This is a genomic window from Actinacidiphila oryziradicis (assembly GCF_005047355.1).
In the GTDB taxonomy this organism is placed as follows: domain Bacteria; phylum Actinomycetota; class Actinomycetes; order Streptomycetales; family Streptomycetaceae; genus Actinacidiphila; species Actinacidiphila oryziradicis.
This window is the reverse complement of sequence record NZ_SUMC01000105.1, coordinates 1-24,771: the sequence shown is the minus strand read 5'-3', so window position 1 is coordinate 24,771 and position 24,771 is coordinate 1. Positions and strand designations below refer to the sequence as shown.

At 69.0% G+C, this 24,771-nt stretch carries 25 protein-coding genes and 4 pseudogenes; 9 read left to right on the top strand and 20 right to left on the bottom strand.

Annotated elements, in window-relative coordinates:
• The first annotated feature begins 513 nt into the window (after positions 1 to 513).
• Both FCI23_RS45725 and metX read left to right on the top strand, forming a co-directional pair.
• On the top strand, positions 514 to 1,875 hold the full coding sequence (locus FCI23_RS45725) for a bifunctional o-acetylhomoserine/o-acetylserine sulfhydrylase (protein WP_136729943.1): 1,362 nt from the start codon (positions 514 to 516) through the stop codon (positions 1,873 to 1,875).
• A complete protein-coding gene (gene metX, locus FCI23_RS45720; RefSeq protein ID WP_136729948.1) occupies positions 1,872 to 3,020 on the top strand; it encodes a homoserine O-acetyltransferase MetX in 1,149 nt (382 codons plus the stop codon). The genes FCI23_RS45725 and metX overlap by 4 nt, the downstream gene beginning before the upstream one ends.
• Before the next feature lie 25 nt (positions 3,021 to 3,045).
• Here the strand turns inward: metX and FCI23_RS57430 are convergent.
• Positions 3,046 to 3,216, bottom strand: a pseudogene (locus FCI23_RS57430) (exo-rhamnogalacturonan lyase family protein); the annotation flags it as partial.
• Positions 3,217 to 3,627: 411 nt separating this feature from the next.
• On the opposite strand from FCI23_RS57430, the gene FCI23_RS45710 reads away from it, so the two are divergent.
• Positions 3,628 to 3,771: a hypothetical protein gene (locus tag FCI23_RS45710; protein WP_211265757.1), complete on the top strand. Its 144-nt coding sequence runs from the start codon at positions 3,628 to 3,630 to the stop codon at positions 3,769 to 3,771.
• Here the strand turns inward: FCI23_RS45710 and FCI23_RS45705 are convergent.
• From FCI23_RS45705 to FCI23_RS45680, 6 genes are all read right to left on the bottom strand, one after another.
• Entirely contained in the window at positions 3,758 to 4,090 is a 333-nt protein-coding gene (locus tag FCI23_RS45705) for an FAD-dependent oxidoreductase (protein ID WP_246144696.1), read from the bottom strand. The two genes, FCI23_RS45710 and FCI23_RS45705, sit on opposite strands and share 14 nt — an antisense overlap.
• Positions 4,091 to 4,372: 282 nt before the next feature.
• Positions 4,373 to 5,092, bottom strand: a complete 720-nt coding sequence (locus FCI23_RS45700; protein WP_211265756.1) for an ABC transporter permease — start codon at positions 5,090 to 5,092, stop codon at positions 4,373 to 4,375.
• Between the two features lie 101 nt (positions 5,093 to 5,193).
• Entirely contained in the window at positions 5,194 to 6,402 is a 1,209-nt protein-coding gene (locus FCI23_RS45695; RefSeq protein ID WP_136729940.1) for an ABC transporter substrate-binding protein, read from the bottom strand.
• On the bottom strand, positions 6,402 to 7,178 hold the full coding sequence (locus FCI23_RS45690; protein WP_136729939.1) for an ABC transporter ATP-binding protein: 777 nt from the start codon (positions 7,176 to 7,178) through the stop codon (positions 6,402 to 6,404). The genes FCI23_RS45695 and FCI23_RS45690 overlap by 1 nt, the downstream gene beginning before the upstream one ends.
• Positions 7,154 to 8,239 (bottom strand): acyl-CoA dehydrogenase family protein, encoded by a 1,086-nt coding sequence (locus tag FCI23_RS45685; protein ID WP_136729938.1) that lies wholly within the window; start codon positions 8,237 to 8,239, stop codon positions 7,154 to 7,156. The genes FCI23_RS45690 and FCI23_RS45685 overlap by 25 nt, the downstream gene beginning before the upstream one ends.
• Positions 8,236 to 8,784, bottom strand: coding sequence for a DUF4242 domain-containing protein (locus FCI23_RS45680; protein WP_136729937.1), 549 nt, complete (start codon positions 8,782 to 8,784; stop codon positions 8,236 to 8,238). The genes FCI23_RS45685 and FCI23_RS45680 overlap by 4 nt, the downstream gene beginning before the upstream one ends.
• Before the next feature lie 468 nt (positions 8,785 to 9,252).
• Between FCI23_RS45680 and FCI23_RS45675 the strand changes: the two genes are divergently transcribed.
• Together FCI23_RS45675 and lgt are read left to right on the top strand one after the other, a co-directional pair.
• Entirely contained in the window at positions 9,253 to 9,912 is a 660-nt protein-coding gene (locus tag FCI23_RS45675) for a TetR/AcrR family transcriptional regulator (RefSeq protein WP_246144695.1), read from the top strand.
• A 225-nt stretch (positions 9,913 to 10,137) separates the two neighbouring features.
• A complete protein-coding gene (lgt, locus tag FCI23_RS45670) occupies positions 10,138 to 11,031 on the top strand; it encodes a prolipoprotein diacylglyceryl transferase (RefSeq protein ID WP_169317267.1) in 894 nt (297 codons plus the stop codon).
• Positions 11,032 to 11,270: 239 nt separating this feature from the next.
• On the opposite strand, the gene FCI23_RS45665 is transcribed toward lgt, so the two are convergent.
• Positions 11,271 to 12,530, bottom strand: a complete 1,260-nt coding sequence (locus FCI23_RS45665; protein ID WP_136729935.1) for an MFS transporter — start codon at positions 12,528 to 12,530, stop codon at positions 11,271 to 11,273.
• 48 nt (positions 12,531 to 12,578) lie between these two features.
• On the opposite strand from FCI23_RS45665, the pseudogene FCI23_RS45660 reads away from it, so the two are divergent.
• Positions 12,579 to 12,764, top strand: a pseudogene (locus tag FCI23_RS45660) (IS1380 family transposase); the annotation flags it as partial.
• Between the two features lie 206 nt (positions 12,765 to 12,970).
• On the opposite strand, the gene FCI23_RS45655 reads toward FCI23_RS45660, so the two are convergent.
• From FCI23_RS45655 to FCI23_RS45645, 3 genes and pseudogenes are all read right to left on the bottom strand, one after another.
• Complete coding sequence (locus tag FCI23_RS45655) at positions 12,971 to 13,792, bottom strand: SAM-dependent methyltransferase (protein ID WP_136729934.1); 822 nt, start codon at positions 13,790 to 13,792, stop codon at positions 12,971 to 12,973.
• A 153-nt stretch (positions 13,793 to 13,945) separates the two neighbouring features.
• Positions 13,946 to 14,191: pseudogene (locus FCI23_RS45650) on the bottom strand (DUF397 domain-containing protein); the annotation flags it as partial.
• Positions 14,188 to 15,063, bottom strand: a complete 876-nt coding sequence (locus FCI23_RS45645) for a helix-turn-helix domain-containing protein (protein WP_136729932.1) — start codon at positions 15,061 to 15,063, stop codon at positions 14,188 to 14,190. The gene FCI23_RS45645 and the pseudogene FCI23_RS45650, both read right to left, overlap by 4 nt.
• A gap of 293 nt (positions 15,064 to 15,356) precedes the next feature.
• Here FCI23_RS45645 and FCI23_RS45640 point away from each other — a divergent pair, with 293 nt between their 5' ends.
• Positions 15,357 to 15,818 (top strand): ATP-binding protein, encoded by a 462-nt coding sequence (locus FCI23_RS45640; RefSeq protein WP_211265755.1) that lies wholly within the window; start codon positions 15,357 to 15,359, stop codon positions 15,816 to 15,818.
• A gap of 389 nt (positions 15,819 to 16,207) precedes the next feature.
• Positions 16,208 to 16,630, top strand: coding sequence for an SDR family NAD(P)-dependent oxidoreductase (locus FCI23_RS45635; protein ID WP_136729931.1), 423 nt, complete (start codon positions 16,208 to 16,210; stop codon positions 16,628 to 16,630).
• Here the strand turns inward: FCI23_RS45635 and FCI23_RS45630 are convergent.
• From FCI23_RS45630 to FCI23_RS45605, 6 genes and pseudogenes are all read right to left on the bottom strand, one after another.
• Positions 16,609 to 16,761 (bottom strand): annotated as a pseudogene (locus FCI23_RS45630) (TetR family transcriptional regulator); the annotation flags it as partial. The gene FCI23_RS45635 and the pseudogene FCI23_RS45630 sit on opposite strands and share 22 nt — an antisense overlap.
• Before the next feature lie 239 nt (positions 16,762 to 17,000).
• On the bottom strand, positions 17,001 to 17,768 hold the full coding sequence (locus FCI23_RS45625; RefSeq protein WP_136729930.1) for an SDR family NAD(P)-dependent oxidoreductase: 768 nt from the start codon (positions 17,766 to 17,768) through the stop codon (positions 17,001 to 17,003).
• Positions 17,765 to 18,475 carry a nucleoside/nucleotide kinase family protein gene (locus tag FCI23_RS45620; RefSeq protein WP_407646129.1) on the bottom strand — a complete coding sequence of 237 codons (711 nt, stop codon included), beginning with the start codon at positions 18,473 to 18,475 and terminating at the stop codon, positions 17,765 to 17,767. Before FCI23_RS45620 ends, FCI23_RS45625 begins: the two co-directional genes overlap by 4 nt.
• Positions 18,472 to 19,323, bottom strand: coding sequence for an ATP-binding cassette domain-containing protein (locus FCI23_RS45615; RefSeq protein WP_136729929.1), 852 nt, complete (start codon positions 19,321 to 19,323; stop codon positions 18,472 to 18,474). The genes FCI23_RS45620 and FCI23_RS45615 overlap by 4 nt, the downstream gene beginning before the upstream one ends.
• Positions 19,320 to 20,333, bottom strand: coding sequence for an ABC transporter permease (locus FCI23_RS45610; RefSeq protein WP_211265754.1), 1,014 nt, complete (start codon positions 20,331 to 20,333; stop codon positions 19,320 to 19,322). The genes FCI23_RS45615 and FCI23_RS45610 overlap by 4 nt, the downstream gene beginning before the upstream one ends.
• Positions 20,330 to 21,358, bottom strand: coding sequence for a substrate-binding domain-containing protein (locus tag FCI23_RS45605; protein WP_136729928.1), 1,029 nt, complete (start codon positions 21,356 to 21,358; stop codon positions 20,330 to 20,332). Before FCI23_RS45605 ends, FCI23_RS45610 begins: the two co-directional genes overlap by 4 nt.
• Before the next feature lie 248 nt (positions 21,359 to 21,606).
• Between FCI23_RS45605 and FCI23_RS45600 the strand changes: the two genes are divergently transcribed.
• Positions 21,607 to 22,767: an ROK family transcriptional regulator gene (locus FCI23_RS45600; protein ID WP_169317266.1), complete on the top strand. Its 1,161-nt coding sequence runs from the start codon at positions 21,607 to 21,609 to the stop codon at positions 22,765 to 22,767.
• Positions 22,768 to 23,098: 331 nt separating this feature from the next.
• Here FCI23_RS45600 and FCI23_RS45595 read toward each other — a convergent pair whose 3' ends face one another.
• The 3 genes from FCI23_RS45595 to FCI23_RS45585 all read right to left on the bottom strand — a co-directional run.
• Complete coding sequence (locus FCI23_RS45595; RefSeq protein ID WP_136729926.1) at positions 23,099 to 23,359, bottom strand: hypothetical protein; 261 nt, start codon at positions 23,357 to 23,359, stop codon at positions 23,099 to 23,101.
• A gap of 83 nt (positions 23,360 to 23,442) precedes the next feature.
• Positions 23,443 to 24,279 carry a hypothetical protein gene (locus FCI23_RS45590; protein WP_169317265.1) on the bottom strand — a complete coding sequence of 279 codons (837 nt, stop codon included), beginning with the start codon at positions 24,277 to 24,279 and terminating at the stop codon, positions 23,443 to 23,445.
• Between the two features lie 77 nt (positions 24,280 to 24,356).
• A partial coding sequence (locus FCI23_RS45585; protein ID WP_136729924.1) for an RNA polymerase sigma factor occupies positions 24,357 to 24,771 on the bottom strand: 415 nt, incomplete at its 5' end.

Genomic DNA, 24,771 nt, shown 5'->3' with positions numbered 1-24,771 from the left:
GCACCGCCCGAACCCGCAAGGGGACAGGCACGCGGGCGGCTGGCGCAACACCCCGCCAGGGGACGGAAACGAGAGATCGTCGACAGGACACCATGCGCGAGCAACTCGCGCTCTGGTGACACCGTCACGAACCTTCCGGGCGGAAACGCCCGGAATGCTGAGAGTCGCTGAGACTCGAAGCAACGGTTACCTCCAGAGGCGTTCTGCCCAACACGACCCGCGTGATCCGCTGGTGCGGACCGCGTCGTTGTGGTTCCCTTGCGTTATGACCCTGCTTGTGACCCGCCGCCACGTGGACTACGTGCGTGTCACCAGTACGGGCTGTTGCGCCGTGCGCTGACGCCGCGCTTCCGGCGGCCTGCGGCCGTCTCCGGCCGCTGATCATCCCGCTTTCCCCGTGCCCTCGGCGCGTTCTCTGCCGTCCCCGCCGCTCTCTCGGGCATCGACGGCCGACCCGTCATGCCTTCGGCACGCCCGCACCCGTACGCCGTACACCCGTACCAAGGGAGAACCATGAGCCAGCCCCTCGACTCCGTCACCGCGGGCCACACCCCGCAGGAGGCCCCCGCCGGTCCTGACACGTCGGCGTGGTCGTTCGAGACCAAACAGATCCACTCCGGTGCCGCGCCGGACCCGACCACCGGGGCGCGGGCGGTCCCGATCTACCAGACCACCTCGTTCGTCTTCCGCGACACCCAGCACGCCGCCGACCTGTTCTCGCTCGCCGAACCGGGGAACATCTACACCCGTATCCACAACCCCACCCAGGACGTCTTCGAGCAGCGCATCGCCGCGCTGGAAGGCGGCGTCGCGGCGGTGGCGCTGTCCTCCGGACAGGCCGCGGAGACCCTGGCCATCCTGACCCTGGCGTCCGCCGGAGACCACATCGTCTCCAGCACTTCCCTGTACGGCGGCACCTACAACCTGTTCCGGCACACCCTGCCCAAGTTCGGCATCGAGGTGTCCTTCGTCGACGACCCGGACGACTTCGACGCCTGGCGGGCAGCGATCCGGCCGAACACCAAGGCCCTGTTCGCCGAGACTTTGGGCAATCCGCGCGGCAACGTCCTGGACGTACGGGCGGTCGCGGACGCCGCGCACGAGGCGGGCGTGCCGCTGATCGTGGACAACACGGTGCCGACCCCGTATCTGCTGCGGCCGGTCGAGCACGGTGCGGACATCGTGGTCCACTCGGCGACGAAGTTCATCGGCGGGCACGGCACCACCATCGGCGGCGTCGTGGTCGACGGCGGCACCTTCGACTTCGGCGCCAACGCCGACCGCTTCCCCGACTTCAGCGAACCCGACCCCAGCTACCACGGCCTGCGCTACTGGCCGGCCCTCGGCCCGGGCGCCTTCGCCATCAAGCTGCGTGTACAGCTGCTGCGCGACCTCGGCCCCGCCATCGCCCCGCACTCCGCGTTCCTGCTGCTGCAAGGCGTGGAGACGCTCAGCCTGCGCATCGAGCGGCACTCCGCCAACGCCCAGGCGCTCGCCGAATGGCTGGAGCAGCGCGACGAGGTCGCCGCCGTCCACTACCCGGGACTGCCGTCCAACCGGTGGTACGAGGCCGGCCAGCGTTACCTGCCACGCGGCGCCGGCGCCGTCCTGGCCTTCGAACTGCGCGACGGCGTGGAGGCGGGCAAGCGCTTCGTGGACGCCGTCGAACTCTTCAGCCACCTCGCCAACATCGGCGACGTACGCAGCCTGATCATCCACCCCGCGTCCACCACCCACAGCCAGCTCGACGAGGAGCAGTTGGCGGCCACCGGCACCTCCCCCGGCCTGGTGCGGCTGTCGGTCGGCATCGAGAACCTCGCCGACCTCAAGGCGGACCTGGAGGCAGGCTTCCGCGCGGCCAAGGGCGCGTCCTGAACACCGTACCGGCCACCGAGGTCCCCCTCCCGCCGGCCTCCGGGGCCTGGCAGGAGGGGGACCCTCCCGGCCGCCGCCAGTGGCACGTACGGGAGAAGCCGCTGTCGTTGGAGGCAGGCGGCGAACTCCCGGGCGTGCGGCTGGCGTACGAGACCTGGGGGCGGCTCACCCCCGACCGCTCCAACGCGGTGCTCGTGCTGCACGCCCTCACCGGCGACAGCCATGTCACCGGCCCGGCCGGGCCCGGCCACCCCACCCCGGGCTGGTGGGAGGGGCTGATCGGACCGGGCCGGGCGCTGGACACCGACCGCTGGTTCGTCGTCGCACCGAATGTGATGGGCGGCTGCCAGGGCAGCACCGGCCCCTCCTCCCTCCGGCCGGACGGGCGACGCTGGGGCGGAGCCTTCCCCCATCTGACACAGCGTGACCAGGTGGCGGCCGAGACCGACTTGGCGGACGCGCTCAGAATCGGCCGCTGGGCGCTGGTGATCGGCGGTTCGATGGGCGGGATGCGCGCCCTGGAATGGGCCGTGTCCCACCCCGAACGCACCGAAGCGCTCCTGCTGCTCGCCAGCCCCGCCGCCGCCAGCGCCGAACAGATCGCCTGGGCCAACATCCAACTGCACGCCATCCGCTCCGACCCGCACTGGCACGGCGGCGACTACCACGACGCCGCGCCCGGACGCGGCCCGCACGCCGGACTGGGCCTGGCCCGGCGGCTGGCCCATGTGACCTACCGCAGCGAACCAGAACTCCAGACCCGGTTCGGCCGGGCCCCGCAAGGCGCCGAAAACCCCTGGCACGGCGGCCGGTACCAGGTGGAGTCCTACCTCGACCACCACGCCGCCAAGCTCGTACGCCGCTTCGACGCGGGCAGCTACACCGTACTGACCGAGGCCATGAACAGCCACGACGTCGGCCGGGACCGCGGCGGCACGAAGGCCGCGCTGCGCCGGGTGACCGCCCGGACCCTGGTGGCCGGAGTCGACTCCGACCGCCTCTACCCGCTTTCGCAGCAGGCAGAGCTGGCGGCCGGCATCCCCGGGGCAGACCGGCTGCGGGTGATCGACTCCTCGTACGGACACGACGGTTTCCTCATCGAAACCGGTCAGGTCGCCGCGCTCGTACGCGAACTCACCCGCTGAATCCGCCGCGCCGTGCCAGCCGCTGTCACCCGTCGGGCAGCCGGTCGCCGACCAGGGCGAGGTCCTGGATGGCGGCCAGGCCGTACAGGGCGGTGGAGTTGGTGCTGACCCCGGTGGCGTCGGACCCGGCGTTGAGCACTACGGGACCGGTGATCTTCGTGGTCGTCGAGGGGGGCTGGGCATCCACGTATCCGTCGCCGGCGCCCGGGGCTGTACGTCCTCGGCGACGAGGAAACGGACGGCCCCCGGCCCGGAACGGCCTGAGGCCACCCGGCCCGCGCGGGCCCCGCCCCAACCCGGGCAACGGCGAGTCAGCGCGGACCAGACCGCCCTGAGACTGAACGGTCAGCCCACGGGCGCCGCAAGGAGCCAGCCGGCGCGAGCACTCGGCCGCGCGCATCTCAGTCGCCCAGGGTTACCTCCGAGCGACGCCCGGCCCGTGCCGGCATCGCCACACCACAGGTCCGCATGGAATCGGGCGGTGTGCCCTTCCGGGATGCCGACCAGAACCGGCTTGACCCTGACGCGCGGGGCAGCGGTTGGCGTCACCGAACGCCCACGTCGGACGCGTCTGGTCGCCGCCACCGACCTGCCCAGGAGCCCGGGCATGACCACAATTCTGCCCCGTACCGCCCGCGAGGTCCGACTCTCCGTCGTCCCTGACGGGCTGCCCGCGCCTGAGCACTTCGCCGTCGTCCAAACTCCGCTGCCGGTGCCCGGAGCAGGCCAAGTTCTCGTCAGGAGCCAGTGACCTTGACCCCGTGCCGGATGCGGGCGCCATGCCGCCGTGCCGGCTGTTGGAAGGCGGTGACCGCGTCGTCGGCGTGCAGCCGTCCCGCCTCCGGGTGGAACAGGGCGCTGGTGTCGGCCCGCAGCCCCGGCCACCGCTCGGCCACCTGCGCCGGGGTGAGGAATTCCGACGGCCGCCCGGCCGCGGCCAGCGCATCGTGCAGTGCCCTTGTCGCCTCGGCCGGCCCGTGGTCGACGGCGCCGGTCAGCTCCAGCAGCCGCCGCCCGGTCTCCTCCTCCAGCCTCCGCCACAGCGGCAGCGCCCGTACGGCCAGCGCCACGTGGAACGGATCGGGTTAGGCCAGCCGGAAGATCCGCGAACTGCCGTGTGAACTGCCCCGGTCGTGACCGGGAGTGAACTGCTCGAACAGGCTTGTTGACTACGCACGATGCGTGCGACCTGGGCCGCGTGCGGGAAGTCGAGGTCGCCGACGGTGAGGGGCGGACTCAACCTGCGCCTGGGCAGCACCGATTGGAGTCCGGGCACGGGATTGGACGGTCCGCTTGCGCCATCGTCGAGACAGCGCTCTCGGCGGGCATCACAGCCGATGCCGGGGCCACGCTCAAGGTAGTCGCCGCCTCAGTGCCCTCCGTGCCAGGGCGTCGAGTGCGTAGCCGAGTGATCCGATCACCAGGATGACGGCCATGAGCTGGTCGTAGGCGAGTTGGTCACGCGCGTTGAGGATCTCGTAGCCCAACCCTGAGGTCACACCCAGCATCTCGGCGGGGACAAGCACCACCCATGCGATGCCCAGGGCGAGCCGCAGCCCGGTCAGGAGGTGTCCGCGAGCCGACGGGAGCACCACGCTGCCCAGGATCTCGCCGCGCCGGGCGCCCAGCGAGCGGGCGACCAGGATGTGGCCGGGGTCGACCGCGTGTACCCCTGCGGCTGTGTTCAACACGATCGGCCAGACGGCCGCCGCAGCGACGAGGAAGATGACCGGCTCGTCGCCGATGCCGAACAGCCCCACGGCCACCGGCGCCCACGACAGCGGTGAGACCATGCGCAGGAACTGGAAGAGCGGCCGTGTCGCCCGTTCGGCTGTCTGCGACAGCCCAATGCCCAGACCCAGCGGCACACCTACCACCGCGGCGATCAGGATTCCCACCAGCAGCCGCCACAGGCTGGTACCGACGTCCGGTAGCAGCACCCCGCGGGTGGCAAGCTCGCCGATCGCGGGGATGGCGCGCTGGGGGGCGAACGCTGACAGCAGCTGGCTGTTCCCGCCGGCCACGGAGGTCAGCAGCCACCACACCACCACTGCCACCGCGGTGGTCGCCAACGGCGGCCATAGCGCAATCCACCTCCGGTGCCGGAAGCCGGGCCCCGAAACCGGATCGGAGCTTGAGTCCAGGTCAGTGGGTCGGTCGGTCAGGACGCCGCTCATGCGGGGCTCACCTCTTCGGTACGGGTCAGTGGGCCGGGCAGGCCGAACACCTGCGGGCCGCCGAGGCGGTCGAGCGCCCGCCGAACGAAGCGGTCGTCGACCAGTTCGCGGTGCACCGCGGCGGGGTCGAGGGTGTCGAGGAAGGTGGTGTCGCCGTCGACCAGCGTGCCGCGCATCGCGGTGACGAGCCGCTCGGTGTAGCTGGGGAAGGGGAAGGGCTGGAAATCGATCCGCTGCCCCTGCCATTGCGGGTGGTGCAGCGCGCCACGTTGTTCGTACGGAGCCTGCGGGTAGGTCAGCGCCTTGGTGATCGCTTTCACCGGCTGCGGCAGATAATGGCCGCCCGACAGCAGCTGTGCCGCCTGCGGGCGGTTCGCCCGGGCGTAAAGCTGAGCGCGTGTCAGGGCCTGGAGCAGTTGCTGGGCCTGCTGCGGCCGGGAGTCGAGAAGGTCCTGATGGAGCAGGACGGCACAGCAGGCGTGCTGCCTCCATACATCGCCCACGAAACGCTGAATGTGGCCGACCCCCTTGGCTTCTGCTGCGGCGTTGAACGGGTCGGCCACGATGTAGCCGCCGATCGTGCCTGCCTGGAGCGCGGGCAGCATGTCCGCCGGGCTGAGCACCACCAGTTCCACCGTCCCGGCGGCGCGTGAGGGCGAGCGGCGCACGACCGGTCGCAAGCCCGCCTGACGCAGCAACGTCTGGAGGACCACGTTGTGTATGGACCACCAGTGCGGGATGGCCACCTGTGTCCCCGCGAGCTCCTCGATGCCGCGCGTGGCGGGGGCCACGGTCAGGGCCGAGCCGTTGGTGTGGTTCCATGCCACGACGCGGACGGCGGCGCGGAGCTGGAAACGCAGCTGCACGGCCAACGGCATAAGCAGATGCACCATGTCCACCTGCCCGGAAGTAAACGCTTCGGCCAGCGCGGCCCAACTACGGAAGAGCACCGGCCGTTCCACGGTCACCCCCTCACGCTCGAACAGCCCCTGGGCGTGCGCGATCAGCAGCGGGGTGGCGTCGGTGATGGGCAGGTAGCCGACCCGCAGCGCACTGCCGCCCGGCGGTCGACCGAGTTGTGCGCGCCCCGCGAGGTCCGCGATACCGCCGAGCCCGGCCGCCATCGCCAGGGCGCCGCCGCCCAGCACGGCTCCACCGCGCAGCATCCCGCGCCGCGTCGGGTCCGCTCCGAACGGGCCGGCCATCAACGCGTCTCCTGTGGGAGGTTGGAGCGCCGGGGGACATCGGTGGCGTAGCGGGCCAGCAGCTCGGCGCGGGTCGGCAGGTCTGCCAGATCGGCCCGCTCTCTCGGCGGGGTGTTGGCCCACTCGGCGGCCACCTGACCGGAGCCGTCCAGGAGCGCGATGCGGTCACCGAGGTACAGAGCCTCGTCGACGTCGTGCGTGACCAGGACCACGGTCAGACCCAGCTGCGCCACCAGATCTCGCAGCCAGTCCTGCAACGCGTTGCGGGTCGCCGGGTCCAGCGCGCTGAACGGCTCGTCCAGCAGCAGCATCCGCGGCTGTACCGCCACCGCGCGGGCCACCGCCGTCCGTTGCGCCTGGCCGCCGGAGAGCTGGTCCGGGCGTGCGTCGGCGACGGCCGCCAGACCGAACCGCTCCAGGAGGGCGTCGGCCGCGGCGATGTCGAAACGCTTGTGGTTAAACCGGTAACGGCCACCGAAGTGGATGTTCTGACGCACCGTCAGCCAGGGCATCAGCAGTGGCTGCTGGAAGACCACACCGATCGCCGGGCGGTCGGTGCCGGCATCGGCCGGCCGTTCGATCCGTCCGGCATCCAGGTGCTCCAGGCCGGCCAGCGCCCGCAGCAGCGTGGACTTCCCGCTGCCGCTGGGCCCGACGAGGACGAGGAACTCGCCGCGTTCGACCTCCAGGTCCAAGCCCTTCAGCACCGGGCGCGCAGCTGAACCGTGCCCGTAGCCCTTGCGGGCCGCGGTTACGCGTACTTCGACAGTTCCCACCGCAGTTGTCCTTCCGTGGGTGACTGAACGGGGAGGAACGCCGCCTCGCGCAGCCGCCGGTTCGCCGGACTGCCGGCCAGGTAGCCCGCACCGCCGCACACCGTGACCTCCAGACGGGTAGCCTCACCCGCGACGTGGGCGCCGTCGAGACGCAGCCGCAGCAGCTCCGCGACGGAAGCGGTCGACGGCGCAGCGGCGTAAGTGAGCAGACGCCCACGCACCGAGGCGTGCCGTGCCTCCAGGGCCGCCGCATCGTCGGCGAACACAGCGTTCAGGCCCCCCAGTCGGGGCGTCACGCCGCGGAGCGACTGGCCCGCGAGCCCAGAGCACAGTGCGGTCTGCAGGAGCAGGAACGTGGGCCGGAACCGCTGGACGAACCCCGGCAGGTCCTCGGTGAGCACGTTGCCGCTCGGGACCCGCACTCCGCTCAGCGTCACCGCGGAGGAGGCCGTGGCGCCCAGTGCCATCAGTGTCGGGGCGTCGTGCACCCGCACCCCCGCATCGGTGGTCCGCAGGCAGACCACGGCGCGGTCCTCGCCGCCAAGATGGACGGGGAGCACGACCACAGCGCCAGGGAAAAGGTTGGACGCCCAGCGGATCGGCCCGTCCAGCACCAGGCCGCCGTCGACACGACGGGCCCGCACGGGCACCTCCTCAATGCCGGACACGTCACGCAGCGCGGAGGCCATCGCAGTGCAGCCGACCAATTCCCCGGAGCGCAGACCCGGCAGCACCTCGCGCGCCGCAGCCGAGTGCGCGGCGAGTTCCAGGAACTCGATGACCATGCGCTGCGCCCACAGTGAGAACGCCGAGCTCATACAGGAGGCGGCAATCTCCTCGATCAGTCGCACCGCCTCGGGTAGGTGCCCGTCACGGTTGCCGGGCGCGCCGAGGGCGAGCACATCGTGTTCGCCGAGCAGGCGCAGACCGGGGCGCGTGTCTCGTTCGCCGCAGTCCACTTGGGCGGCGTTTCGGAAGAATTCCTCGCGGAGCGGCTCAAGGACCGCGGGCGCGCCCGGCGCCGGGCCGCGGACCTCGGCAGCGGTGTGACCGGCGCTCATTGGTGGTCATCTCCTTGGTCCAGGGCATGCAGCCGGTCCAGCGGGGTTTCGACGGCCTCGCGGGCACGCCGTACCGATTCCTCGCCCGGTGCGTCGTAGAAGCACAGACACTTGACCATGTCCTCGCGGACATAGGTGCGCAGGAAGGCCACCTCCGGTACCTGTGCGTACTTGGGGGAGTTGGCCTTCTTGCGGGCCAGGTACCCCTCCATGTCCAGCCCGGCGGGCAGATCCCACTCCACGAGGTAACCGGCCTCCGGACGAGCCGCCTTGACCTCGGCCAGTTCTGCGCCCACCAGCCGGACCTCGTCCGGGCCGGTCACCGCGGAGGCGAGAGGGAGACTGCGGCCGTTGAGCGCGGCGGCGAGCTCCTCCGGCGAGCCGGCCTCGACGACGGCGAACACCTTGTCAAAGGTGCGGGAGACCTGGGATTCGACGACCTCGCCACCGGCGCTGCGCGCGCCCTCCCCCACATCGGCGATCAGGCGCTCGACGGTGGTCCGGTCGGCCGGCTCGGGGTTGATCTCGAACAGATACAGCGACATGGCACTCCAATGACAGAGGTGTGGTTATGCGTGCTCGCAGTAGCGACGGCTGTGCCGTGAGCACATGAAAAAGGGCCGATGTGGAAAGGGGCGCACGACGCCGGCGCAGGGCTGCGCCTGGGCGTGGCAAACCGGTCCGGCAGGAGAGGAGGCGGCCCGGTGTCGTCGGGACGGCCATGGCCGTCCCGAGAAGCGGTGGCAAAGCTCTGAACGCGTCCGTCAGGGAAGGGGGGCCTGCTTCGCGCGTCGCGCGGAGGGCAGGTCAGCCATCTGTGGTGGCCGGACAGGAAGCGCCGTGAACCCTTTGCAGGTCGATGTGCAAACGGCGCACTAGCAGAGTTCGCCTCATGCTTCGGAGACTAACAGATAGATCGATCGGTCTGCTAGCCCCGTCGGGGTCCGGAGCAGGCGGGGAGGGGGAGCTCGCCGGACGGGAAGCAGCCCGGCCGGAACCCGTATATTTGGCCCATGCCCTCGATGCCAGCCCCGCGCCCGTCGCCCCGCTCGCACCGTGGCAATCCGCACAGTGACAGACCGCGTACCGTCGGTGCCAGAGAGCAGGTACGGCAACCTGGCTCCTCCCCGGCGGACCGGTTGCTGGGGGCGGCCCGGCGGTTGTTCGCGCTAGAAGGCATCCGCGCAGTGGGCATCGAGCGGATCATCGCGGAGGCGAATGTGGCACGGGCCAGCCTCTACCAGACGTTCGGCTCCAAGGACGGTCTGGTGGTCGCCTACCTGAACGAGCAGGACGCGGCAGACCGTGCCGCCTGGCAAGCCGCCGCGCAGAAGGCGGCCGGGCCGGCCCAACGCATCCTCGCCCTCTTCGATCTGGCCATCGCAAGCGCGCCGGGTCGAGGCTACCGCGGCTGCCTCTACCTCAACGCCGCAACGGAGTTCCCCGACCCGCAGCACCCGATATCCAAGGCCGTTGCCCAGCACCGCACATGGCTTCGGGAGATACTCCTGACCGAGTTGAACGCGGCCGGGGCAGCCGATCCTGAGGGTGACGCGGACATGGTGCAGGTGCTGTACGACGGGGGGTTGGCAGGCTCGAAATTCAGCCACTGCGACGCACCGATCCGCGTGGCACGGCACCGTACGGAGCTGCTGCTTCTGGCGAAAGGCTGAGGATCTTCCTCGCTGCCGGGCGGAGGCCGGCTCGGTCGGGTCATGCCCGCTGCGGGGGCTTCAGGCGGGCTGGGGTGTGGGACACGTGACCGCTGCCACCCGGCCCGCAAGCGCGGCCGGCTCGTCAGCCCCCGGGGAAAGGTCATCAGTGCGCGCCGGACGCCCGGACAGCCCGTCTCCGCTCGTGCGGCGGTGCAGCCGGGCATGCCGCGTACGCTCGTTTGTATGCTGCTCGCTTCCATACCGTCCCCGTCGGTGAACGGTTTCCGTCTGGGGCCGTTGTACGTCCACTTCTACGCGCTGATGTACCTCGTCGGGATCAGCCTCGCGGTCCTGATCGGCCGGCGCCGCTGGCGTGCTGTGGGGGGCGACCCGGCCATGGTGGAAGAGGTCGCCCTGTGGGGCGTGCCGTTCGGCATCCTCGGCGGACGTCTCTACTTCGACCTGACCACGCCGTCGCAGATCCCGCCGCACTGGTGGGGGCCGCTGGCGGTGTGGGACGGCGGTCTGGGCATCTGGGGCGGCGTCGCCCTGGCGACCGCCGTCTGCGTGTGGCGGCTGCGCCGGGCGGGCGCCGGCGTCACCGGCATGATGGACGCGCTCGCCCCCTGCCTGCTGGTCGCATCGGCAATCGGCCGGATCGGCAACTACTTCAACCAGGAGCTGTTCGGCGGACCGACCAGCCTGCCCTGGGGCCTGGAGATCGCCCCCCAGTACCGTCCACCGGGGTATCTGCAGGACGCCACGTTCCACCCCACCTTCCTGTACGAGCTCGTCTGGGACCTGCTGCTGGCCGGGCTGCTGGTGTGGCTCGGACGTCGCGGGAGCATCGCCCCGGGCGGCCTGTTCGCGCTGTACGTAGCCGGATACTCCGCTTTCCGGATCTTCGAGGAATCGCTGCGGGTCGACTACTCGCAGTACTTCCTCGGCCTGCGGCTCAACTTCTACATCGCTTCCGCGATGACGCTGGCCGCGCTGGTGTGGTTCGCCGTGCTGCAGCGCCGCCACCAGCCTCCCGGAGCCGAACCGTCGCCCGAAGCCGCGACCGGCGGCGGCCGGACGCAGCCGGTCGGCGAGGACGACACCAAGAGCGCGGCCACGCAGGGTCTCTCGGACTGACGCCGACCTCGCCATTTTCAGCTGCCCTGCAATGGTGCGGGTGCGGCGGCACATCGGAAGACGTTCGAACGGAGAATGTCGCTGTCGCCGGGGCGGACCCTGCTCCGTTTCCGATGCCCGGGGTGGCATCGGTCCCTTCACTCGGTGACGTCGGGCCGACGGTCACGTCGTCCCGTATCGCGACTATCCGCCCAGCCAGGTGATATCGCAGGTGTCAGGTGTCGATCGGACTGGGTGGGTCATGGGGTCGGGACGGGGGGTTCCGGGGCTCGTAACACCGGGTCCGTGCGTATGCGGCTGAACGCAATGGCCAGGCCGACGGTTTGGAGTATGGCACAGACAGTGATCACGTGGCCGAGGGCATGGGGCGGGGTGACCGCGACCAGGGCGCCGGCGAGGGGGAAGGGGAGCAGGAGGATCAGGATCGTGAGCGACAGGGTGCTGCCGAACGCCGCAGGGGGGATCAGACGGGATCGCAGGGTGCGAAGGACTATGGACATGCCGGCCTCGCCGGCCATGAGGGTCGAGATCAGCAGTAGGTAGGAGCGGTAGGAGTGGGCCTGGGTGACCGCGAGGCAGGCGAGGGCCGCGGCGGTGGCTGAGACAGAGCCGACCGGCCACAGTCCCCACTTGCCGATGGCGTACCGGCAGATAGCGACGGCGATAAGGGAGGCTGCCGCGGCGGCGGACCAGAGCAGGCCGACCGACGCACTGGAGTGCCCCAGTTCCTTGACCATGATCACCGGTGCTGCGGCCTGCAAGGTGCCGCTGGTGAGGTTGGAGAGAGTCAGCCCTGCAACCAGCCAGGCCAGCGTGGGTATGGAGCGCAGCGTGGACCATCCGGCACGCAGCCCCTCGGTGACGGGCATCGCAGCGGAGGGTTGGGGGCGGCGGATCCTGGGTGCGAGGACGGCGGAGAGAAAAGACAGGCACCCGATGGTGGTGAGCATGCCGCCCGGGCCGGCCCACTGCAGCAGGACGCCGCCGAGTGCGGGCCCGGCCAGCGCGGAGCTCTGGTCGATGCCCAGGAGTACCGACTGGGCTCGGTGGGCGCCGTCCCCGGCTTCGCGGCTGGCGACGGCGCCAACGGTCTCCGCAGCTACATAGCTGAACTCGGCGAGGATGCCGCTGAGCGCGGCCAGGAGCATCACCGTGATCCTCGAAGCCCCGCCGTCCATCGACGCCAAAGCGAGCGCGGCTGTGACAGTGACGGCAGTGCGAGCGGTGGCAGCCACCCGGAAGACCCGGGTGGCACCGAGGCGGTCGACCGCTGCTCCGGCCAGTCCGAAAGCGCAGAGCCGCGGAACCCACTCCAGCGCGAACGCGATACCAGTAAGGGACGCTGAGTCTGTGGTGGCCAGCACCAGCAGCGGGATCGCGTAGGTGGCCATGGAGGACGCCGTGGCATCCGCCGCGCGGGGCAGGTAGATGCGACGCAGCACACTGTGCACCGGAACGCGGGCGTGCCGCGGGCCGGAAAGTCTGACAAGGTCGGTCATTGGCGCTCTCGAAGATGGGATCGTACTGGCAAGCCACGGCCCGAACCGCTGCTGGACGGTGAACCGGCCACCGCCGAACCGAAGAAACTCCCCTACCGGCTGCTGCACGCCGGCGCCCGCATCACTTGCGGTGCCCGTCGCCTCCACCTGCGGATCGCCGAAACCTGGCCCTGGCGCCACGACCTGACCACGGCGTTCGCCCGCCTCGCGGCCCTGCCCCTACCGGCCACCTGACCGGCGAAGCCGCCGTCGTCCGCCCACAACCCGAGGAACCTGGCGCACCCGGCCAGCGCACCCGGCCAGCGCGCCGGGCCCCCGCCATGCCCTCCCGGCACCGGGCAGCCGCCGACCACCACCGACCACATCAAGCCAGCTCAGCCGGCCCCAACCGAAACGCGGAGGCCAGGCAGCGGAGCCGGTGCTGCGGCTGTGACCGCCGGCTACGGCTTGATGGCCACCCCGGCCCACAGGCTGACCGTGGCGTCCGTGATCTCCTCCTCGGGACGGTTCTCCCCGGCCTCGGGGCGCCAGCGGTGGCCGACGGATATGCCGGGTTCGAGCAGGTCGAGGCCTTCGAAGAAGCGCGCGAAGTCATCCTTGGACCGGAACTGAACAGGCGTTCCGCCGCTGGTGTAGATCTGGGTGACCTTCGCCCAGGTGGCCGGGTCGAAGTCGGGGGTGCAGTGGCTGATGGCCAGGGCGCTGCCCGAGGGCAGAGCGCCCATGAGGCGGCCGACGAGCCCGTACGGGTCCTGCGCGTCGGTGATGAAGTGCAGGAGCGCGTTGAGGGACAGGGCCACCGGCTGCGTCAGGTCCAGGACCTCCGACAGTTCCGGGGCGTTCAGCAACGCATCGGGCTCGTTGGCGTCCGCCTCGATGTAGGTGGTGCGGCCCTCGGGCGCGCTGCGCATCAGGGTCTCGGCGTACTTCAGGACGAGGGGGTCGTTGTCGGCGTAGACGACCCTGGCCTGGGGGACGATGGCCTGGGCCACCTGGTGCAGGTTGGGCTCGGTGGGGATGCCGGTGCCGATGTCGAGCCACTGCCGGATACCGTGCTCCCGGGCGAGGACCCGGGTGGCCCGGTGCATGAACGCCCGGTTCTCCCTGGCACACACGAAGATGCCGGGGTATGCCAACGCCACTCGCTCGGCGGCGTGCCTGTCGACGTCGAAGTGGTCCTTGCCACCGAGGTAGTAGTCGTACATGCGGGCGGAGTGCGGCTTGCTGGTGTCGATGTCCCGCGCGGCGTGGGAGCCGGTCATCGCGTTCCTCCAGTGGTGTGTGTCGGTCTTGCTTGGAGCTGTCTGTGCTACGTGAAGCTGCTTGCGCTATGTGAAACTCGGAGCTGCTCTCGCCGCTTGCGCCGCTTGGAGCTGTGCCCTGGGCGTTGCCGTCCTGCTGCCGGATGGCTCAGGAGCCGTCATGTGATCGGCGAGGCCGTTTTTGACCCCCGTGACGAAGGCCCCGATCTCCTCCGGCGTGTAGATCAGCGCGGGTCCGGCCGGATCCGTCGACTGCCGCACCGCGACACGGCCGTCGGTCAGCCGCTTCATCTCCACGCACTGCCCACCGCTGGTCCCGCTCCAGGGGCGCTCCCAGCCCATCTCGCCGAGCTCGGAGGCGGGCATTCCGTTGTAGATACCGCCGTCGGTGATAGTCACGTGTACTCCTTCCGCATGCGGTTCAAGAGCGCCTTGCTGTCACTTGACGAGGTCAGGAGGGACATCCGGTTGTGCGCCTCGAGGTGAGCGACCACGTCGGGCCGCTGCTCGAGATACACAGCGCCTGAGAGGAGTTCCGTGTAGACGACGTCGGGCAGTTCCGGAGCGTCGAACCGGAAGTAAGTGAAGGGCGCGAACGCGCCCACGTGAGCGCCCGCCGTGAACGGCACCATGTCGATGGTGACGTTGGGCAGCTCCGCCGCTTGAAGCAGCCGGTCGATCTGCTCCCGCATCACCGCCGCACCGCCGATGAGTCTGTGCAGTACGGCCTCTTCCATCACGACCCAGAGGGTGGGTGCGTCGGTACGCTCCAGCAGACTCTGACGGCGCAGCCGCAGGTCCACTCGTCGTTCGAGGTCCTCGTCGCTGTCGTTGGGGAATCCGGCGCGCAGGATGGCACGGGCGTACGCGTGCGTCTGCAGCAGTCCCGTGACGTAGTGGGGCTCATAGGTGCGCAGCGTCTGGGCGTCGCTCTCCAGGCTCACGTAGGCGGTGAACCATCCCGGAAGCACATCGCGGTATCTGTGCCACCAACCGGGCCGATTGGCCTGTTCGGCCAGGTCGATGAACTCGTCGGTCTCCTGCTTGTCGGCCCCGTAGGTTTGCAGGAGCTTCTCAACGTAGGGGATCTTGAGGCCGACCTCGGCCTTCTCCATCCGCCGGATCGTCAGGGAGTTCACGCGCAGTGCCTTCGCCGCACCCTCCAGTGACACCCCGGCGCTTTCCCGCAGGTCCTTCAGCCGTCTGCCGAGGATGATGCGGAGCACGGTGGGAGCGCTGGTGCCGCCGCCGACGGGACGGGCTTCGCTCACGACGTACCTCCTGAGTGACCTTCACCAGCACGAACACGAACCATTAGAGAACTGACTGATGGCGACAGGCAGACACCAACGGCTTGAAATTATCAGAGAGTTGGTTGCGGCTTGAAGACAGCAGCTAGCATAGTGTCAACGTGATCGACCCCACCGGCCACGCTCATAGCCTCCGTCACCACGCAGCGCCCCTCGGGGCTTGGCACGCTCCGCGACCGGACCGGTCACTGGCTGCCCGCCCCATCTGGATTCCCCACGCCCAGCAGGCCCGTCCGCCGGCGGAAGGCGAAACTGTGCCCCTTACCACGTCCTGTCCCTCCCCCCAACTCCTGGGCGACGCCGCCCGGGACAGAGTCCACTCGCTCGAGCTCCCGGCCAGATGGGCCAGCGTCGGTGCCGCCCGCTCCGCGGCGGGTGAGTGGCTGCGCACATGGGGGCTGCCCGAGGAAAGCCGCGAGGACGCGGTCCTCGTGCTGTCCGAGCTGGCCACCAACGCGATACGCCACACCCCCAGCGCACAGTTCCTCTGCTGCCTCGGGCTCACCGCCGACAACCTGATCCATCTGGAAGTGCACGACCACGACACCACCGCGCGCAGCCTGATCCCCTGCAGTCCGAGTCCGGATGACGAAGGCGGGCGCGGCCTTTTACTCGTCCAGCACATGGCCGAGCGGTGGGGCGCCGCGCGGTCCGTCTTCACCGGGGGCAACGTGGTGTGGGCAAGGCTCGCGGGAGCGCGGTCTACCAGCCGATGACGCGGAGCGCGTGCGCCACCGCTCCGGCCATCGCCTCCGCGCCGCCCGGAGCGTGGACCGTGGGTCCACCGCGGCGGCGTCCGACGCCGGAGCGCCCCGCACCGTCCCGGTGAAGGCGACGCCACCTCACACCGGACCACCCGCACGACGGGTGCCGCCACCGGGTACGCGAATGCGGGCGACCAGCGCATCCAAAACCGTTCGGGATGCGCGCACCGAGCCAGGACTCACTCCTGCTCAGTGCTGAGGAACGGTGAGGATGCCTCGGGCCTCGACAAGATGCCAGGTCTCGACCTGGCCATCCCGGTAGCGGCGCCGGAGCGGCGCACCGGCTTGGTCGTCAGCGGCCTGGACACCCTCCCGGTCACCTGGTCAAACGGACGAGCGCGATGCGGGAACTCACAGACCACACCATCGTCGTCTGCGGAGGCGGCGCGGGAATCGGCGCCGCCACGGCGATCCGGCTGGCACACGAAGGCGCGGGGATCGTCGTCGGCGACGTCAACTCCGCCGGTACCAAGAGAACAGCCGGAACGATCAATGACGCCGGCGGAACCGCGATCGGGGTCGAGTTCGACCTCGCCGACGACGCCTCCGTGGACGCGTTGATCGACCGGGCCGTCAGCGAGTGGGGCACGGTGCACGGCCTGTTCAACTGCGGCGCCGACGTGTCACCACAGAACATAGGCCGCGATACGCACTTGCTGGACGCGGACTTCGCGGTCTGGCGGCGGACCATGGAAGTCAACGGACATCGCGGGCGCCGTCGCGTTCCTGTTCTCCGCCGATGCCGGTCGCCGAAGGCACCGTAGAGGCCGCCCTTGCCCAGACCGGTGGCCGTGACAATGCCGTCCACCCTCGCCGCCGCGTAACCGGCCGACCAGAACTGGTCCCTGGCGGCGCGCAGGACCTCGCCTTCATCGAAGCTTCGGGGTCGTGCCATGGCCTCACGATACCCATTCTTGACTGCCTCGTCCAGAACAAGGTATGTTCTGGACGAGGCAGTCAAGAACCTCCGGCCGAGCCACGACCGCGCGATCCGCACGGCGCCGAGAGGTTCCTCATGGTGTCAGGCAAGGTGCAGGTTGGGGTGTGGAAATGTGAGCGGTGTTCGCAGGGAGGGGGACTGGTCTCGTCACCCACTCGCGTTTCGGTTGGCGCGGGCTCCGGACCGGTTCCGGCTCACCACAGGGTGTAGCCACCGTCGATGACCAGAATCTCGCCGGTGACGAAGGACGACGCCGGGCTGGCCAGGTAGAGGGCGGCCGGTGCGATCTCGGACGCCTGGGCGTAGCGCTGCATCGGCACTTCGTCGATCCAGTAGTGCTTGTACTCGGGGAGGTCGATGTCGGAGATCTCGGTTTTGGTGTAGCCCGGGGCGATGGCGTTGACCCGCACTGACTTGGGCGCCCATTCGGCAGCGAGGGACCGGGTGAGGTGGTGGACTCCGGCCTTTGAGACGCCGTAGGGGGCGTGCCATTGCGGACGGTTGATGATCATGCCGGACATGGAGCCGACGTTGACGATCGAACCGGTGCCACGCTCGACCATGGACTCGCCGACCACCTGGCTGACCTTCCACACCGCGTCGAGGTTGGTGGCCATGACCCGGTCCCAACTGTCGTCGTCGATGGTGAGGGACTCGCCGTGGATGCCGATGCCGGCGTTGTTGACCAGGATGTCGATCGGGCCGAGTTGTGCGGTGACCTGATCGCGCATGGCGACGATGTCTGCGCGACTGGTGACGTCGGTCTTCGTCGAGATCGCGGTGGCACCGAGGCCGGTCAGTTCGGCGACGGCCTCGCCGTTGCGCGCCTCGTCCCGGCTGGCGATCGCGACCGATGCGCCGGCCTCGGCCAGCGCGACCGCGATGGCCTTGCCGATGCCGCGGTTTCCTCCGGTGACGACGGCGACCTTGCCGTTCAGACGGAACTGGTCCAGGACGCTCACGCGGTTTGCTCCTCGGTTGGCTTCGGCGATGACCTCAATGTGGGCACCCTGACGATCCGGTCGGCTCTGGAGCGCGTTCCGTGGATGAGTTCGGCATTGCGCTGGTCCGAACCGTGCGAGCGTTCGTGCGCCTCTTCCGCCGACCGTCCGAAGCGCATGTGCCGGGCGATCAGCCGGTCGAGGCGTACGTCCTCTCCAGGTTCGACGTACCAGCATTCGTCGAGCAGCGTCTGCACCGGTCCCCAGTGGGGGCCGCCGACCAGCAGGTAGTTGCCCTCGGTGACGATCAGGGGTACGTCTCGCGGAACGGGCACGGCGCAGGCTATGGACTCCTCCAGGCTTCGGTCGAAGAAGGAGGTGTACACGGTTTCGTCCTCGCCAGCGCGCAGCCTGCGCAGGAGGTTGATGTATCCCGCGGCGTCGAAAGTGTCGGCGGCTCCCTTACGGGCATGGCGACCAAGGCGATGCAGCTCGGAGTTGGCGAGGTGGAAGCCGTCGAGCCCGACGAGTACCGCCTGATCACCGAGCGCGGTCACGATGGTTTCGGCGAGAGTGGACTTTCCCGAGCCGGGCGCGCCCGTGATGCCGAGAATCCGTCGCTGCCCGGAAGCGATCAGCGCCTGGGCTGCCTTGGCCAGAGCGTCGAAGTCGACGTCATCGATCCGGGGTGGCTGCTGGACGTCGATGGCCGGTTCCGGGCTGTTCACTGTTCGCCTTTCGGGAGCGCCGTCAGTGCTGCCTGGTCGTTCGGCTGCTCCGGAGAGGGATCGAGCCCTTCAAGCCTGTCGGGCGACTTAGCGCCGGTCATGATGGCGACGGCTTCTTCCATGGTGGTGTTCTCCGCTTCGACCAGGGCGATGCGGCGTCCCAGGCGGTGGATGTGGATCCGGTCGGCGACCTGGAAGACGTTCGGCATGTTGTGGCTGATGAGCACGACCGGCAGGCCGTTGTCGCGAACGCGGAGGATGAGGTCGAGTACCTGGTTCGTCTCGCGTACGCCCAGGGCGGCGGTCGGCTCGTCCATGACCACGACCCGGGTCGCCCATGCGGCGACGCGTGCGACCGCGACGGCCTGCCGCTGCCCGCCGGACAGCGTTTCGACCTTCTGCCTGATGGACTGGATGCGAATGCCCAGGTCGGCCATCTGCTTGGCCGAGCCGCGTCGCATGCCTCCCTTGTCCAGCTGGCGGAACACAGTGCCGAGCACCCCGCGGCGACGCTGTTCCCGACCGAGGTACAGGTTCTGCGAGATGTCGAGCGCCGGGGCCACGCCCAGCTCTTGGTACACGGTTTCGATGCCCGCGTTGCGCGCGTCGAGCGGGCTGCGGAACTGGACCACGTCTCCGTTGAGGCGCAGGGTGCCCGAGTCCGGGATGACGGCTCCGGTCAGCGACTTGATCAAGGTCGACTTGCCCGCGCCATTGTCGCCGATGACGGCAAGGATCTCGCCGGGCCGCAGATCGAAGTCGGTGTTGTCCATGGCCACCACGTGGCCGTAGTGCTTGGTGAGACCGCGGGCCTCCAGCACGTTGGGAAGGGGTTCGGAACGGGTCATCGTGACTGCCTCCTTCGTACCAGTTGATCGACGCCTACGGCGATGACCACCAGGACACCGGTGGCGACCTGCTGGTAGAGCGAGTCGATGCCGGCCTGGGTGAGACCGTTCTGAAGCACCGTCACGATGAGCGCGCCGATAAACGTTCCGACGACGCCGCCGCGACCACCGAACAGGCTGGTGCCGCCGATCACGACGGCGGTGATGCTGTCGAGGTTGGCGGTCGAGTATCCGCTCGGGTCAGCGGTCGGGGTACGACCGAGGGCCTGCCAGGCGGCGAAGAGATAGACGACTGCCGCGATCACATACACGCTGAGGAGCAGGCGCTTGACCTTGATCCCGGCGAGTTCCGCGGCCTTGTGGTTGTCGCCCAGGGCGTAGACCCGCGTTCCCCACGAGGTCTGGCTGAGGGCGTAGCCCAGTACCGCGGTGAGACCGATCCACAGCATGACGCCGTAGGTGATCGTCACGCCGCCGACCGTCGGACCGTTGTTCAGGTAGGTCAGGAGGCTGGAGGTGACCGGGTAGGTCTGCGACGACGTGTAGAGGCGAGCGGCCGCGGCGACGACGGACATCACGCCGAGGGTGACGATGAACGGCGGCAGCTTGAGGAGTGAAACCAGCCCGCCGTTGACCGCGCCGACCGCCACGCAGACCACCAGGCCGATCAACAGGGCCAGGGCTGGGTTGCCGTGAACGGCGATCTTTCCGATGACAACGGACCCGAGCACCATGATCGCGCCGTTGGCCAGGTCGATACCGGACGTCAGGATGATCAGGGTCTGTCCCAGCGCCAGGGTGCCGATCACGACGGACTGCTGGGCGATAAGAGACAGGTTGTCCGAGTTGAAGAACGTGCTGGTCGAGAGAGTGAAGACGACCACCGCAACGATCAGGGCCGCGAGCGGTCCGGAGATCTGATTGGTCGCGAAGGTACGGAGCAGGCCGGTGCGGCCGACCCCCAGCTCGAGGGCCGCCGCGTCCGCGTTCTCCGGAGTCGTCGCCGTCACTTCGGGCCCCAGCAGTGGGCCAGGCCCCACGCCGAAGTCTGGGACGCGAGACCGGGGACCGGCTTGTCAGTGATGAGGACGGTGCCCGAGTCGGTCAGCCCAGCCTTGGGCTTGGTGCCGTCCTTGATGTATGCGGCGGCGGCGGCGACGGCCATCTGCCCCATTTTGCTGGGGAACTGCATGGCAGTAGCACCGATAGCACCGTTCTTCACGTCCTCGACGCCGGTACACGCCCCGTCAACCGAGACCATCACCGTCTTGCCTGCCAGGCCCTTGTTCTTGATCGCGGTGTACGCGCCGTGGGCGGTGGGCTCGTTGATGGTGTACACGACGTTGATGTCCGGGTGGGCCGACAGCAGGTTCTCCATCGCGGACTGGCCCGTGTCGATGGTGCCCTGGGTCAGTGCGGTGCCTGCGACGAGCGGGGACTTGACGTCGATGCCGTAGCCGCTGAGGAAGCCGTTGTGCCGTCCGCTGGCCGGCCCGTCGGACAGGTCGAAGTCCAGCATCGCTATGTGCGGATTGCTCGGAGCCGAGGCCTTGGCCCACTGGCCGATGAGCTTCCCGGCAGCGAGGTTGTCGGTGGCGTACGTGGCATCCGCGGTGTTCAGCGGGGAGAGGCTCGAGTTGACCGTCATCACGAGAATGCCCTTGTCCCTGGCCTGCTTCACCACGCCGTTCAGCGCCGTTGAGTTGGCCGGGTCCACGACAATGGCCTTGACGTGGTTGGCGATCATGTTCTCGATCGCGGTCACCTGAGTCGCCGAGTCACCCGGAACCTTGGCCTCGGCCTTCATGACCTTCCAGCCCTTGGCCTTCGCAGCGGACTCGGTCGCATTCTCCAGGGTGCCGAAGAAGGGGTTGCTCAGGTTCAGTTCGACAATCCCGATCGTGACGCCTCCACTGGTGCCGGCGGAGGCGCTGGTGCTGTTCGAGCCGCATCCCGCAAGGGCGAGGGCACAAGTTCCGGCCAAGGCTATGACGCCAAGTTGTGTTGGCCTGTGGGCCCGTCGGGTGACCTTCATGAAATTCCTCCTGGATGCAGGGCTGCCAGCCCGGACGGGCGGTGTAGCGCGAGGCGATGACGAAGATGTTTCGCAATGTTTCACTGGCTGTCAAGCAAAAAAATCTGTCTTTTGTCTTTCCACCGACAAAAGAGCGTGCTTCACTAGACGTAGTTCGACGTCCGAAGTGGAGTGAGATGACCGAGACGACGAGTACGACGGCAGGCAGTCCGTCACCGTGGCGGGCCGACGAGGGGCCCGGACGGATCTTGGAGCTCATCACCACCGGTCAAGCGCGAACCCGAAGCGCGCTCGCCCAGGTGTCGGGTCTGTCTCGATCGACAGTCGGCCAGAGGCTTGATGCGCTGTTCGCCGCCGACCTGATCCGAGAGGGCGATGAGAACGTGCCCTCGAGAGGCCGGCCGTCCCGAATGCTGCAACTCAACCACTCTGCCGTGCTCATGATCGGCGTCGACATCGGCGAAGAGCGGACGCGAATCGCCGTCACCGACCTCAACACCAACATCCTCGTCGACCGCGTCGAGCGACTCGCCCTAGGAGAAGGCCCCGACGTTCTGCTCGACAAGATCACGACGACGGTGCGCGACATGATCGACCAGGCCGGCCTCGGCGACAAACCGGTCGCAGGCATTGGACTGGGCCTACCCGCCCCCGTCGACTACGACGCCGGCAAGGTGCTCGGCTGGTCGATCATGTCCGGCTGGGACGGCTACGACATCCGCGGGCACCTGCGCCGGACATGGCAGGCCCCGATCCTGATCGACAACGACGTCAATCTGCTCACCCTCGCCGAACATCGACGATTCTGGCGCGACCAGCCACACCTGCTCTACATCAAAGCCGGCACCGGTGTCGGCAGCGGAATGGTCATCAGCGGCCACATCAACCGTGGTGCCCAGGGCGCAGCCGGCGACATCGGCCATACCCACATCGCCGGCTTCGGCGATCCGCAATGCCGTTGCGGAAATCTGGGATGCCTCGAGTCCCTCATCGGCGGCTGGGCCCTCGCTCGTGACCTGCGTAGCCGCCGGCAGAGCAACAGCCATGATGCCCGGGACGTCGTCGACCTGGTCAAACGAGGAGACAGTGAGGCTGTCGCCAGTCTGAGGGCCGCCGGAAGGGTTCTTGGCGAAATGGTCGCCTATGCGACCAGCCTGCTCAACCCCGACGTCATCGTTCTTGGCGGCATCCTCGGCACCACCGGCGATCACCTGCTGGCAGGCGTTCGTGAGGTGATCTATCAACGCGCGCTTCCGCTGGCCACGCGCCAGTTGCGGATCGTGCCCACCAAGTACAAGTCCCGGGCCGGTATCGCCGGAGCCGGATACCTAGTCCGCGATCACGTCCTGCATCCCACCACGCTCGATGTCACTCTTGCTGGCGGCGGGTCTCCATTCGCCGCTCTGTGATCGGCCCCATGGAATAGGCCGTCTCCGGTCCGGCAGTCATGGGTTTACCGACCGCCAGATCTTGATCGACGCGGCCGTGACCGTTCCCAGGAAGACGTAGCCGCGCTACAGCGAGATCCGGATCCACCGCGGTGGCATCGCGCTCCTGTCGGCGATGTTCTCCCGTGCGGACCCGCTCCTGCCGGCCACGGCCGAGCGGCCCCGAAACCCCCGAGAAGAAAGCTGTGAACGCCACCCACCCAGGATCAACAACACTCCGCTACGGCGACCGGTGAGAACGGCAGGCCACTGGTGGTCCTCCCGCCCGCACCGCAGAAGACCGAGCGCATCTTCACCCCTGAAACGCTGCGGCAGCTGCACGCCAACTTCGACGTCGTCGCACTACCGGACGGCCGCCGACCGCCTCGTCGGCGACGTGTCGTACGTACCGGCTGTGCAGCCAGTCCGAGGACAAGCCACAGCCCGGACACGCGACCGAGACGCCGTCCCGGGTCCGCGCCAAAATCCGGATCAGCTCCGTGCCGACCTGCACACCCTCGATCCGCACCGCGGCCAGCTGCGGCAGCAGGATCTCCAACTCGACGTCATACACGTCCCATCCTGCACCCGGAACAGAGACAAAGACGAACTCGACGCATTCGATCACCGGCTACGAAAATCTTGTCAGAGCCTAATTCATGACACTCCCTTGCCGGTGAACTGCGCGTCCTTCTTCTGGTTGTAGATCTCCTTGCCGGCTGCGTTGTAGGCATGGACGCACGGGGCCGACGTCGCAGAGAAGTGGTTGGTGGCAGACGTGCCGGTGGAGAAGGCCGCCGTGTAGAAGAATGCGCCGCCCGCCATGACCGCCGGGTACTGCTTCGGGTTGTCGCCGTAGCTGATGGTGATCTTGGCGACGTCCGATGTGTAGTGCCCGGCACCGAGCGAGAGATACCGCCCTTGGCCGGCCGGCTCGCCGATGGAGTCGAAGTACTCGACGATGTGACCGGTGCCCCACAGGCGGTTGTTGATGAACGTCGGCGGGACGTCCTGGCTGGTGCCCCGGTCGCCCTTGGTCTCGCATTGCACGTACTGGTCGGCGGAGTCGACGGCGATGACCGCGCCGTCCCAGTCCTGCGAGGGGACAGGGGTGCGGACGGCGATCACCGCGTGGTATTTCGAGGCGTCCGATCCCAGGCAGGAGGCCAGGATCTTGGCGACGGCCCCGGCGTCGATCGGGGTCGTGGTCGCGCTGGTGACTGTGAACGCGGCGGGGGCGGAGGTCACGCGGGCCGAGGACGGCGCCGAGCCGGCCCCGGCCGACGGGGAGACCCGCGTCGGGCTCGGACTCGGTGACGTGGCAGCGCTCGTCGGGTTTCCGCCGCTGGCAGCCAGGACAGGCTTGGCGGCCCCCTCCCCGCCGAAGACGGCCACGGCCGCGACGCTCACCGCCGCGACACCGGCGGCGACACCCAGCGGCAGTCCCCACCTGCGCGACAGCGAAGCATGCTGGTCCTCTGGATCGATCTTCATCAGTAGGTCCTCTCGGATCCGCCGGTGGTTCGGCAGATCACGATCGGGGGGAGGCGCGGGGATACCCTGCGTGTCATTCATCGTGCGACCTCCTCCGCGGTGACGGGATTCTTCGAACTGGACGACGTCGGAACCGTGGGTCTGCCGGCGAGGTCGGCCCCCAGCCTGCGCCGTGCCCGGTGCAGTCTGGACTTCACGGTTCCGACCGCCACCCCCAGCGCCGCCGCGGCCGCCTGCTGATCCAGGCCCGACCACATGCACAGCTCGACGACCTCGCGTTCGTGGCGCGGGAGCCGGGCCAGCGCCCGGTGGATCTGCGACATCCGACGCGCGTCGTCGACCAGGCCGGCGACGCGGTCCGCGTGGTCGCCCTCTGGCTCGTCATGCGAGACGAGCCGGTGTAGCAGCGCCTCGGCCCGCCGCAGCCGCCGCCTGGTGTTCGACAGCAGGCGGTCGGCGATGCCGAGCAGCCACGGCAGGGCCGATTCGCGG